Consider the following 12,034-nt stretch of genomic DNA (forward strand, 5'->3'; position numbering starts at 1 on the left):
ACAATAATAACCTAGACAATTTATTAAATGATTTACTGTTTCACAAACTGCTGCGGTATAAATAGGTTTATAAGCTGTTAAAAACATCTCAAAACTAGTAAAGCCCAAAGCATTTAACTCGTTTATTGGTGTTGGCAATGCTTTGACATAACTTAGGGTATTAGATTTTTTTTTCACCATCATAAACAACCACTTAAGTATTAATATTATATCATTGCTAAACAATAGTTGTCGAGACTTTCTCTTGTAGCGCACTAAACGACTTATCATCAAGGGGGAAAACACAGTAATTATGTCTCAATTATCCCCTTGTCCCTAATTGTCAACCAACTAAAACTTATTCATTATGGCTATTTAGCTAATTAAATGAGCAAGTTTAAGCAGTAATGAGTAGATATTTTTCAACTGTATTTAGCCCTTAACAGTTTCTTAGTTAAAGGCTCGATTAGAAAATTAAACAGTGAAAAAATATTATTATAACTAGCCTACCACATTATCGATATAATGGTTAAAAAATTAAAGAGCAAATATTACTATGGCTAAACTAAAGCTAGAAAATTTGCAAAAGCAATATACCAAAAAAATCATCCCTGTAAAAGACATTAGTTTATCTGTAGAACCAGGAGAATTTTTAACCCTTCTAGGACCATCAGGCTGTGGCAAATCAACTCTACTCAGATTAATTGCTGGTTTAGAACAACCCACAAATGGTCAAGTAATTATTGGGGATCAAAACGTTAATCAAGTTCCCCCAGGGGAAAGAAACATTGCTATGGTCTTCCAAAGTTATGCCTTGTATCCTCATTTATCTGTGGGAGAAAATATTGCAACAGCACTCAAGTTGCGTAAAATTGCCAAGGAAGAAATCAATTCTAGAGTGCAAAAAGCAGCAGCAACTCTCAACTTAGATAATTTATTAGAACGTAAACCCGCTCAATTATCGGGAGGCCAAAGACAGAGAGTAGCCTTAGCTAGGGCTTTAGTTAGAGAACCTGCGGTATTTTTACTTGATGAACCTTTGAGTAACTTAGATGCCCTTTTGCGAGAACAAGTACGGGCTGAATTAAAACAATTATTTAACAGTCAAAATAAACCAGTAGTTTATGTCACCCACGACCAAACTGAAGCGATGACCCTCTCAACCAAGGTCGCTGTACTTTATGATGGCATGGTACAGCAATTAGACCCTCCCCAGAGAATTTATACTCATCCTGCTAATGAGTTTGTGGCAGGTTTTGTGGGTAGTCCTCAAATGAATTTAATGAGTCTGCGATGTGAAAATAATACTGCTAAACTGGGTAATTTAAATATTTCTCTTCCTAAATCCGTTTCTGAAGCGAATAATATTGTTTTAGGAATTCGTCCTGAAGATTTATATTTAGCTTCAGACAGTGAGGAAATTACTTTTAAGGGGCGTGTAACCTTGATTGAGAATCTTGGGAGAGAAAATCTGGTTACTGTTGAGTTGCCCAATTGTCAAAAGAATATACGGGCTTTGGTTTCCGGTGAACATCCTCAAGTAGATGAAAGTATTAGCCTAGGTATTGCTTCTACTTCTTTACATTGGTTTGATGGAGAAACAGGTAAGCGAGTTTAATTGAGATAATACTTTTTCTCTTGAATTACTAACTACTTACCTTTTTAGTTTTTTACTTTTTTTAAGTTAATCTATTTTCCATTGCCCAGCGAGCTAATTCTGTGCGATTGTGTAAATTAGTTTTAGTGAGCATATTGGAAACGTGACTCTCGATAGTACGTTTACTTACTTTGAGATGATCTGCTATTTTTTGATTATTCATGCCTTGAGCTACTAGACGAATAACTTTGCTTTCTGTAGTAGTTAAGTTAACATCTCTATCCATCTCAATAATATGCTCACCAATTAGAGGGCCACTATCATCAGTAGAACGACGTTCTGAACTTTTGAGAGTCGCTTTAACTTGTGCTACTAACTCTTCTGGTTCAAAGGGCTTATTCATATAAACATCTGCCCCGTATTCTAACCCTTCAATTCTATCTTTAGTCTGACCTTTAGCAGAAAGTAACATTATGGGAATAAAACTAACAGCCTTATTTTCTCGGACGGCTTTCACAAAATGATATCCATCTAATTCGGGCATCATCACATCACAAATAATCATGTCAGGTAGTTCTTCATTAAGAATATCAAGAGCTTCTTTACCGTTTCCTGCGGTTATAACTTGATAACCTCTATATTCTAAATAGTCCTTAACTAATAGAACCAAATTAGGGTCATCATCCACCAGCAATAATTTTTTTACTTCTTTGTTTTTATTGTCTTTCATCTTCTACCCCTATTTTATTTATAGTAATGGCGCTTTAGTGACAACATATTCTTCAACTATTTGATTACCGATTAGATGTTCTTGAATAATCCTTTCTATAACTTCTGGAGTGGCGCTATGATACCAGACTCCATCTGGATAAACTAACATAATTGGTCCAGATTGACATATTCTTAAACAATGGACTTTAGTACGGAAAATGCAAGTAGATCGCTCGGCTGTTAATGTATCTAATTCTAACACTTTTAAACGGTTTTTTAGGTAATCCCAAGCTCCTAAACTCGATTCGCGATCGCAACATTTAGGTTGGCTTTGGTCAGCACAAAGAAAAACGTGACGTTCTATTTTATTTATCGATAGCGTTTCGGCTATTTCTTGTAGCTTAGTTAAATCTTGGTTCATCTTTCCGCCCTTGCAACAAATTACTACTTATTTTACCTAGAAAATAGGCTAGAATCATAGCTGTTATTTGATATTATCTATATACTATGCTACCCCCAACTGCTAGAAGAAAAATGCAAGCTTGGATTCGTAGTCGCCATTTAATTTGTTCTGGTAACTTTTTTATTTTAGAAACTTTAGAATATACTACTGTAGAAAGGTTTGAAGATTGTCTTAAAAGCCTTGGTGGCACTTTAATTACTGTTGAACCTATTAAAAAAGTTTGGATTGGTAGTCATCGTCAAGTGTTGCTTTATCGCGCTAAAGCTAGTTTAAATACACCTAACAATGACTTGAGACAATACTGGCTTAAAAATGGCGGTTTTTACACTAGATTCGATGAACGGGGTTAATTTTACCATCCCCAGGTACCTGGTCCCCCTTTGAAGGGTCCCACAATATCTTTAGTAATCCAACCTCCATAAAAATCACCCGCTTGAGAAGTTACTAGTTCACCATCTACATAACATTCATCCATTAAGCTAGGATAAAAGGCAATATAGTTTTTTATTGGTTCAAAAGATGGAGTAGGATTAGGATAACACCAAGCACAGTTGGCTATTTCTTTTTCCCCTATTTTTAGGCTGTAATATTTTGCATTACCTTTCCACTCACAAAAGGATGAACCAGTAGTGGGGTTTAAATACTGCATTTGTACATCTTCTGGAGGAAAATAATAAACTGGTGGATGACTAGTTTCTAAAACTCTATAACCTTTTTGGGTATCAGCAATTTTCTCTCCTCCACAAATTATTTCTAGTTTTTTATTAGAGAGTTCTAAACGAGGCGGACGAGGATAATCCCACACAGATTCTTGTCCTGGTCCTGGTTTAATTGGTTTGGCTGGAAACATGATTAATTAGTTGTGATTTTTATTTTTTCAATTATATCTTATCTTTGAAAATTCAAGTCGTAGTCACCTAATTCGCGTTAAACTATTTGTAAGAAAGTGTTGGCATTTTTGTAATTTATTTGTTTTTTTAAAATCAACTACTCACAACTATATTCACTCACATAAATCTTAAAATTATGGCTTCTTTTTTAGATATACTTAAATATTATAGTAGACATCGGTCAATTGCTATTTTGAGCATTATAGCAACAAGTTTTTTTGAAATAATTGACTTAGGAACTTTTTATGTAATTGGACAAATTATTAATGTTCTTAGCGATGAAAAGGTTGACCCAATTATCAGTAACTTGGGGGTAAAATTAAACAGCCTATTACCAGAAGAAAATCTGAAAATAGCTAATTTAGGGGTATTATTGACCATAGTACTAATAATTAGTGTACTAAAAGGACCAGTTCAACCTTGGTTAAGCTCCTGGTTTCATTGGAAAGTAGCTTTAGATACGAGGAAAGATTTTTCAGAATTGGCAATAGGGAAAGTTTTAACTCTCCCCCTAGGTTTTTATGAAGAAAATAACCCAGGGAGAATTGCCGCAAGAGTAACTAAAGGGTTATCTAACCATACTTGGACTTATCCAGAAATAGCGGGACAATTTATCCCCAAAATGATTAGGATTGCGGCAATTTTTCTGATTATTGTAGTAATTCGACCCCAGATAGCTTTTGGCTTTTTAATTTCATTTTTGTTCATTCTTTACTTTAGCTTTACTAACTTACACAAGATTATCAAAAGAGAAAAAGTACTTGACCATCACATGGAAAATACAGAAAGTCGCACCTCAGAGATTATCTCTAATATTAAGACAGTAAAAGCCTTCGCTGCTGAGTCTAGAGAGTTACGACGCCAAAGAGAACGTTTAGCCAGAGAATATTTCATGGTAGTTAATAAGATTCATCTAAGTTATGTACGTCTATCTGCCTGGGAGAAAAGTATGGTGCAAATCTGTATTTTTCTGATATTTTTATCTATTCTCATTCCTACAGTACAGGGTAAAATTTCCTTAGGACACTTTGTGACAACCTTTACTATCTGCCTAATGGGGTATACAGAATTAGAACCAATTGCTGTACTAGCTGAAACCTTTGCCCGGCGTTACTCTTCGATAATTCGTTTTCATGAATTTATGAATCTTCCTGTAGGTAGTGATGCTGGTAATTTAGTAGTACAACCAGGTGCAGAAGTCAATTATCAGTTTACAGGGAAGTTAGAGTTCAGTCATGTAAGTTTTGGCTATGAAAAAAACCGTTTAGTTTTAAATAATATTGATTTGTTGGTGGAACCACGTCAAACGGTAGCCTTAGTAGGACGTTCAGGTTCAGGAAAATCAACCTTAATTAAGTTACTATTTCGTTATTTTGAACCAACACAGGGTAAAATCCTGATGGATGGTGTAGATATTCGTACCCTAGATATTACTGGTTATCGGAGTAGATTGGCGATTGTACACCAAGAGGTAGATGTTTTTAATGGTACTCTTTTAGAAAATCTTACTTATGGAAATCCAGAAATTAGTTTTGATGCAGTAAAACAAGCCTGCCAAATAGCTAGAGTAGAGGAAGTGATTGAAGATTTACCTGAAGGTTACCAAACAGTTGTGGGAGAAAGAGGTGTTAGACTATCAGGAGGACAAAAACAAAGATTAGGCATAGCTAGGGCTTTGATTGTCAATCCTGATTTACTAATTTTTGATGAAGCTACCTCCAGTTTAGATTATGAGTCAGAAAGACAGATTCAACTAGCAATGCGTTCAATCTTAGGTACTCGGACTACCTTGATTATTGCTCACCGTTTAAGTACTATTCGAGAAGCTGATAAAATTGTGGTCCTCGATGGTGGCCGAATCATTGAGGTAGGTAGTCATGAAGAGTTATTAGCTAAACAAGGTTTATACTATACTCTTCATAGTCATCAAAGCTTTTAACATAAAATAATTAAACAGATCAGCTTTTGAATACAAAATAGTAATGGTGCGTTACACTTCGTTAACGCACCCTACTGGACTCATTATTCATATCAAGTCCGTTTAATTAGTTATCATTTAGGATATTGATGCAAATACTTAAAAACTCTCTTTCTCCCTGCTCCCGTGCTCCGGTGCTCCCTGCTGTTTTAATTGTAAGTATATAAGCGGACATGATATCATCCACCACTAGTAACATTAGGTAAAGATGCGAAGATCTCAGTTTATGGCTTGATTAAAAATCGCCCCAATATATCTATTTTTCCTAAATCTCTATTTACTTGTAAAATAACTGCTTCTCCAGATCCGGGAGATATTTCTGTAAGGGCATAAATATTAACTTGATGGGAAACCATAACCATAACACCAGTTTCCTCTTGATTTGAGAGAAGAAACTCACGCAATTGATTAGTTTGAGTTTCAGCTTTTTGTGGAGTAGTAAAGAAGGAATTAAGGGGTGAATAAGGCTCAACTTCCCCTACATTCATTAATTCTGCTGTTTCTAGACAGCGACACCACTGGCTAGACAAAACTCTAGTAATCGGGATTGCTTGCTTTCTTAATTCTTCACCAATAAATCTAGCTTGTTGTCTTCCTTCTTCTGAAAGATTGCGTTGGGTTGAACAGTCATCAAGTTCAAAAGAGGGAGGATCGCTGTAACCTGGGGCTAGTGCGTGTCTGAACAGAATCACTGATAATAATGAGTCTTGAGATTGCTTTAGTATTGACCAAGCTTCCTCGGCTTCTAATCGACGATCTACCGTTTGCTTTGGTAATGACCAAGCAATTTTGGAGCTTATTAGTATTATGTAAGTTATCAGGAATCTTAAATAAAATCTTCTGCTCATTTACTTTGAATCGATTACCTTCAAGAGAAAATTAGCTTAACTCATAAGAAAACCCACCCAAAAGATAGGGTAGGAGTTAGGGTGTAGGGATTAGTTACAATATAGCACTTTGATTTATCTCTTGACAAGTGGTTACAATAAACTAGTTAAAGCTTTTCTTGCCTCTTCGCGATCATCAAAATGAATCTTTTTGGTTCCTAAAATTTGATAATCTTCATGACCTTTTCCCGCGATTAATACTCCATCCCCTGGTTTAGCTGTTTGTATTGCCGTTTGAATCGCTAAAGCGCGATCGCTTATTACTCTAGGATTTACCTCCTTAGGTATTCCTGCTAGGATATCTTCTATTATTGCTTCTTTTGCTTCGGTTCTTGGGTTATCAGATGTGACAATTACACTATCTGCTAATTCTGCGGCAATTTTACCCATCAAGGGACGTTTAGTGCGATCGCGATCTCCTCCACAACCAAAAACACAAATCATTTCACCACTGATAAATGGTCTAGAGGCTTTGAGTAAATTTTCTAAACTATCTGGAGTATGGGCATAATCAACAATTACAGTTATTTTTTGGGAAGCATTTAAAACTACTCTTTCCATTCTTCCAGGTACTCCGCCAAAAGTGGGTAAAAATTGGCAGATTTGCTTTAATTCTAGACCTACTGCTAAACTACTTCCTACAGCAGCCAGAAGGTTAGCTAAATTAAACTGTCCTACCAAAGGAGAGGAAAAAGCTGCTTCTCCAAGGGGAGTATGTAGAATCCCCTCAACGCCGTTGGGATGATATTGTAAATTACTTGTCCATAAATCAGCAGTGGCATCACTAATACTGTAAGACCATACTTGTTCCCGTGGTAAGGTATTAATTAAAAGTTTTCCGTAGGGATCATCTTGATTAATAATTGCCCTTCCCTGGAGATAGGAGGGAGTAAATAGTAGAGATTTTGCTTGGAAATAGGACTCCATATCCTGATGATAATCCAGGTGGTCTTGAGTTAAATTAGTAAAAACTGCTACAGCAAAACCGCACTCTTTGACTCTACCTTGGTCTAAAGCGTGAGAACTGACCTCCATTACCCCCCATTGATTTCCTGCTTCTACAGCCTTAGCCAATTTACTTTGTAAGTCTACGGCGAAAGGAGTGGTATATAAAGCCGTTTCCTGAAAACCAGGCCAGCGAGTGTAGAGAGTCCCCCATAAAGCTGTAGGTATTTGGGCTTGATTGAGGAAAAATTCAATTAGGTGAGTAGTTGTAGTTTTACCATTAGTACCAGTTACCCCGATTAATTTTAACTTACGGGTGGGGTAGCCATAGAAAGCTGCGGCGATTCGGGCACAATCGTTGATAATAGAGGAACTAACAATTACACAATCTTGGGAAGTAGGAGGATATTTAGCCGCAGCTTCAGGAGTAATTACAGCGGCGATCGCCCCTTGATTGAAAGCTGATTGCCAAAATTCTCCACCATCTACTTTTGTTCCAGGCATTCCTATAAACAAGTCTCCTAATTGACAAGTTTGGGAATTAGTAGATATTCCTTTTACCTCTACATCTAGGTTAATACCCTCAGCCAAAGAGTCAATCTCAGCCATGGAGGTTAATAAATCACTCAGTTTCATTAGGGAAAAAATTGTGGGCTTTTTTATGTTTAGTTATCTTAATATAGCGTTTTTTAGTCTCCTGAGGTACAAAGGTTAATCATTGCTATATAATAGGGCTAAAATTTAAAACTTGTTACCCCATGCAAGTAAGAAACTTTGCTGATCAAGACTTAGTAGCGATCGCTGATATTTATAATCAACACATTGCTACTGGGGAGAGTACTCTTGATGCTTATCCCTATTCTGTTAAAGATATGAAGTCGATAGTCAATAAATTTGACCATCGAGAAACAATTTTAGTTGCTGAAAAAAATGAACAAGTGATTGGATGGGGAAGCATAAAGCATTATAGTCCCCGTTGGGGTTATCGAAGTTCTTGTGAAACATCCATTTATCTTTCTCCTCTAGAAACAGGCAAAGGCTACGGTAAGATTTTATATACTCAATTATTAAAACAAGTCAGAAACTTTAGTTATCATCACGTAGTTGCTAAAATTCTAGCTTGTAATCAAAAAAGTATTCAATTTCATCAAAACTTTGGCTTTTCTATCGTAGGAATTCAAAAAGAAATTGGGTTTAGTCAGGGGAAATGGCAAGATATGATCATTATGCAACTAGTTTACCCAGATATTCCCTGCTATTCCCCATAGCTTATTTAACAATTCTTTCTAAATTAGAGCAAATTATTAATACTTTTGTACTAATTTATCTGGCTTTCTTGGTATTTATCGGTAAATTATATTCATTCGTCACACTTTTTCCCGATTCCAAGCATTGTCTTAAAAATTTATCAGTAATTATACGTATATACTATGTTTATAGTATAAAATGTGAAAAATAAGTAAAAAAATAAGATTTTTCTCAGCTTTTACTGATATCTTTCTAAGGAAACTATTTTTTAATAAAACATAAGGATATAAGCAAGAGGAAAATTTTATGTCACCAATGTCTACTAAAAAATCTAATAACTCAGAAGTAAATGATTTACCCCCTAGTATTCAATACTTAATAAAATCCTTGTCATCCTATCAAAATTTAACGTCTGAATTAGTACAGCAATTAATTATCAAGGCAAAAATAAACCCATTAGAACTTTCTCCATGGTTAACTTACGATCATCCAATCACGGATAGTTATGGACGCAAACTAGTATATGATGGGGGTAATTTTGAGATTATGGTTATGTCTTGGTTACCAGGAGATTTTAGTGCCATTCACGATCATGGCTTTACTCAATGGGGTGCAGTTCAATCCTTTGGCAAAGCCCAACACATTAGTTATGAATTTACCAATAATTTTCTCAAAACGAAACAAGAAGCCTGGTTTATGCCAAACCAAGTAGTAAAAGTTAACCATGATTTAATTCATCAAATGGGAAATCCTACTGATAACTATTTTCCTAGTCTTCATGTTTATGGGTGTGATAATCGAGCGGGAGAAATAACTAGCAATGCACGAATATTTGATTTATGGGAAGGTAGTATTAAGTATACTGATGGAGGGGTTTTCTTTTGTCTTCCTGAAAGTCAAATTAACGGGCGCTGTTATGGATTGCAAGGAGATTTAAATACTAATTTACGACATCACCAACAAATGTTGAATCGTATTAATAGCATGTTACAAGATTCTAATTTTGCTTTTTATGAATTACAATTAAAAGCAGAATTACTCAAAAATAAGATACAGGCAATAAAAGAAATGTCAGAGGATTTTTTCAATTATCCCAAATGTGAAACCATTGGTTGAACTAAGTTAATTATTAAATCCGAGAGTTTAGGCTTGATAATTTGAAACTGGAAAAATCCAAACATGAATGAATCATTTTTAAATAAGATAAATCCCAAAATTTCACTAGTTGCTTCAAGAGCTTTAGCTGCCCTGAGACCTTCTTTAATTGCTTTTTTAGTAGTTAATGGTACTAAACTTAGTGGTGGTGTTGAAACTCCTATTTCCTTTTGTAACGTTTTGTTTGTCGGTAACTTGTGTGCTGCTCTTACTGTGGCTACTTGGTTTGGATTTAACAATATATACACTGACTTAAAAGCTTTAAAAACTAAAACAATTGTTGGTCTATTTATTAACGGTTGTTTAGCAGCTTTACTCTCGGCTTTAATTTTTACCGGCTTGGAATTTACCACTGTAACAAACTCTGTATTGTTAGGAAGATTAGGTCCAGTTTTTTTTGCTTTAGCTGGCAGTATTATTTTGAAAAAACATATTAACCGTTTTCAATGGTTTGGTTTTGGTTTAATTATTGTGGGGGTTTTAGCAATTGTTTTAAAAACTAATATGTATCAAATCAATAAAGGAGATTTGTTGATAATTGCTTCTGCTCTTGTCTATGCTACTACTGCTTTATTAGGTAAGCTAGTTTTAGGGAAAGAGTGCAGTCTTAGGGTAGTTGTTTTTAGCCGTAATTTTATCTCTTCAATTGTTTTTATGATTATCGCTACTGTGATGTTTGGACCAAGTCATTTTAGTGATGTTTTTTCTGGTCAACTTTGGATAATTATGATGATATATGCCCTCATTTTAATTGTCCTTGGACAGTTTTTATGGTACGCCGCTCTTAATAAATTGGATTCTCAAACAGTTGGTCGTTTAACGGTTTTATCTCCTGTATTTGGGGTGTTATATGCTTTAGTTCTTAATGGAGAAAGACCTTCTAGTATTCAAATTAGCGCTTTTGCTGTCATTATTGTTGGTGTTTTTATTTCTAGCTTAGGTAAATCTAAGTCTCCGAAAAAAGAGACAGAGTTAGAGAAAAATGTTCAAATGGAATCTACCGTTTCTGCTTCTTAATTAATTGATTAATAGGTACTAATTATGCTACTAAATCAAAAAGTAAAATTTTTAGCAATTTGTAATCCCGACTTGTATAAAAATCCCTATATGGATGTACCACGGTTTTATGAACAAGTGGCTATGGATACTCGGATTGATTTTTTCCACCTCTTTAGTGACGATGTTCTGAATACATCTTCTACAGGGGAAAATCAAGTTAAAGTTACTCCTATTTCTGGTAGTTTACCCTATGAAAGATTTTTAGAGTTAAAATACCAGGCAGCTAGTCAATACGATACTATTGATAGCTTTGATGTGGTTTTTTGTCGCACCCTGAAACCTTTTCCTGAGGGATATTTACAGAAACTATGCCAATGGGAAAAATATACTAACTTTATCAATAGTCCTAGCAATAAGATAGAACAAATACAAGCAGATTTTCTGGTGAAAGTTGCTGGTGATTATTTGCCTGAAACCATAGTTACTGATGATTGGCAACAAGCCCTAAATTTTTTGGATAAACATGGAACTATTGTCGCTAAACAAGTTAATAGCTGTGGTGGTAGAGGAATTTTTAAAATTCGCTATCAAGGTCAGTCATTTGTAGTTGATAATCTGCTTTTAGGAGAAAGAGAGTTTAATGATTTTGCCCAGGTAATTACTTATACTATGGGGAAAACTCATCAACCACTTCAGTTAGTTCGTTATCTTCATAGAGTCTCTCAAGGAGACAAAAGAATTGTAGTAGTAGATGGAGAAATATATGGCGCTTATATTCGTCGCTCAAAAAGTGGTCATTGGATTAACAATGTTAGTGGTGATGGGGAATGTTTTCTCGCAGATATTAGCGAGATAGAAAAAGAGGCGATCGCCAAAACCGTAGTTCATTATCAAAAACTTGGACTACATACCCTAGGCTATGACTTTTTACAAGATGACCAAGGAAATTGGGTGATTAGTGAGATTAATGTGGGAAATATTGGCGGTTTTGCCCGTTTAGAACAATTGACAGGTCAACCAATTATGGCAAAATTTACTGACTGGCTGGTTAATTTTGCTAGAGGTCCTCAAAATTTATTAACTGCTTAGAATATTTTTTGAGGAGGAGGTTTCAGATTTTACTCAGATCTTGCATCTTTACCTAATGTTACTGGTTGTGGATGAATTATGAGTAATGAGTAA

13 protein-coding genes are annotated in these 12,034 nt (G+C 35.2%); 7 read left to right on the forward strand and 6 right to left on the reverse strand.

From position 1 onward, the window contains the following. A partial coding sequence (locus MW688_RS14985; RefSeq protein WP_486736817.1) for a hypothetical protein occupies positions 1-183 on the reverse strand: 183 nt, incomplete at its 3' end. Positions 184-535: 352 nt separating this feature from the next. On the opposite strand from MW688_RS14985, the gene MW688_RS14990 reads away from it, so the two are divergent. Then, entirely contained in the window at positions 536-1,597 is a 1,062-nt protein-coding gene (locus tag MW688_RS14990; protein ID WP_486736818.1) for an ABC transporter ATP-binding protein, read from the forward strand. Between the two features lie 61 nt (positions 1,598-1,658). Here the strand turns inward: MW688_RS14990 and MW688_RS14995 are convergent, their stop codons facing one another. Together MW688_RS14995 and MW688_RS15000 are read right to left on the reverse strand one after the other, a co-directional pair. Further along, a complete protein-coding gene (locus tag MW688_RS14995; RefSeq protein WP_486736819.1) occupies positions 1,659-2,306 on the reverse strand; it encodes a response regulator transcription factor in 648 nt (215 codons plus the stop codon). An 18-nt stretch (positions 2,307-2,324) separates the two neighbouring features. Continuing rightward, positions 2,325-2,708: a (2Fe-2S) ferredoxin domain-containing protein gene (locus tag MW688_RS15000; protein WP_486736820.1), complete on the reverse strand. Its 384-nt coding sequence runs from the start codon at positions 2,706-2,708 to the stop codon at positions 2,325-2,327. Between the two features lie 86 nt (positions 2,709-2,794). On the opposite strand from MW688_RS15000, the gene MW688_RS15005 reads away from it, so the two are divergent. Continuing rightward, positions 2,795-3,100: a CpeR family transcriptional regulator gene (locus MW688_RS15005; RefSeq protein WP_486736821.1), complete on the forward strand. Its 306-nt coding sequence runs from the start codon at positions 2,795-2,797 to the stop codon at positions 3,098-3,100. Positions 3,101-3,102: 2 nt separating this feature from the next. Here MW688_RS15005 and MW688_RS15010 read toward each other — a convergent pair whose 3' ends face one another. After that, positions 3,103-3,600 carry a DUF427 domain-containing protein gene (locus MW688_RS15010; protein ID WP_486736822.1) on the reverse strand — a complete coding sequence of 166 codons (498 nt, stop codon included), beginning with the start codon at positions 3,598-3,600 and terminating at the stop codon, positions 3,103-3,105. Positions 3,601-3,776: 176 nt separating this feature from the next. On the opposite strand from MW688_RS15010, the gene MW688_RS15015 reads away from it, so the two are divergent. Then, positions 3,777-5,579 (forward strand): ABC transporter ATP-binding protein, encoded by a 1,803-nt coding sequence (locus MW688_RS15015; RefSeq protein WP_486736823.1) that lies wholly within the window; start codon positions 3,777-3,779, stop codon positions 5,577-5,579. 263 nt (positions 5,580-5,842) lie between these two features. Here the strand turns inward: MW688_RS15015 and MW688_RS15020 are convergent, their stop codons facing one another. Both MW688_RS15020 and MW688_RS15025 read right to left on the reverse strand, forming a co-directional pair. Next, the gene (locus tag MW688_RS15020) at positions 5,843-6,466 is read right to left on the reverse strand and encodes a histidine phosphatase family protein (RefSeq protein ID WP_486736824.1); all 624 of its coding nucleotides are present in this window, start codon (positions 6,464-6,466) and stop codon (positions 5,843-5,845) included. A gap of 132 nt (positions 6,467-6,598) precedes the next feature. After that, positions 6,599-8,086, reverse strand: a complete 1,488-nt coding sequence (locus MW688_RS15025) for a UDP-N-acetylmuramoyl-L-alanyl-D-glutamate--2,6-diaminopimelate ligase (RefSeq protein ID WP_486736825.1) — start codon at positions 8,084-8,086, stop codon at positions 6,599-6,601. A gap of 122 nt (positions 8,087-8,208) precedes the next feature. Here MW688_RS15025 and MW688_RS15030 point away from each other — a divergent pair, with 122 nt between their 5' ends. The 4 genes from MW688_RS15030 (at position 8,209) to MW688_RS15045 (ending at position 11,941) form a co-directional block, all read left to right on the forward strand. Further along, positions 8,209-8,718 (forward strand): GNAT family N-acetyltransferase, encoded by a 510-nt coding sequence (locus MW688_RS15030; RefSeq protein ID WP_486736826.1) that lies wholly within the window; start codon positions 8,209-8,211, stop codon positions 8,716-8,718. A gap of 295 nt (positions 8,719-9,013) precedes the next feature. Continuing rightward, positions 9,014-9,814: a cysteine dioxygenase gene (locus MW688_RS15035; RefSeq protein WP_486736827.1), complete on the forward strand. Its 801-nt coding sequence runs from the start codon at positions 9,014-9,016 to the stop codon at positions 9,812-9,814. Between the two features lie 63 nt (positions 9,815-9,877). Next, complete coding sequence (locus MW688_RS15040) at positions 9,878-10,870, forward strand: DMT family transporter (RefSeq protein ID WP_486736828.1); 993 nt, start codon at positions 9,878-9,880, stop codon at positions 10,868-10,870. Between the two features lie 24 nt (positions 10,871-10,894). Beyond that, entirely contained in the window at positions 10,895-11,941 is a 1,047-nt protein-coding gene (locus tag MW688_RS15045; RefSeq protein WP_486736829.1) for an ATP-grasp domain-containing protein, read from the forward strand. Positions 11,942-12,034 lie beyond the last annotated feature (93 nt).

The sequence above is a fragment of the Johannesbaptistia floridana genome (assembly GCF_057440575.1).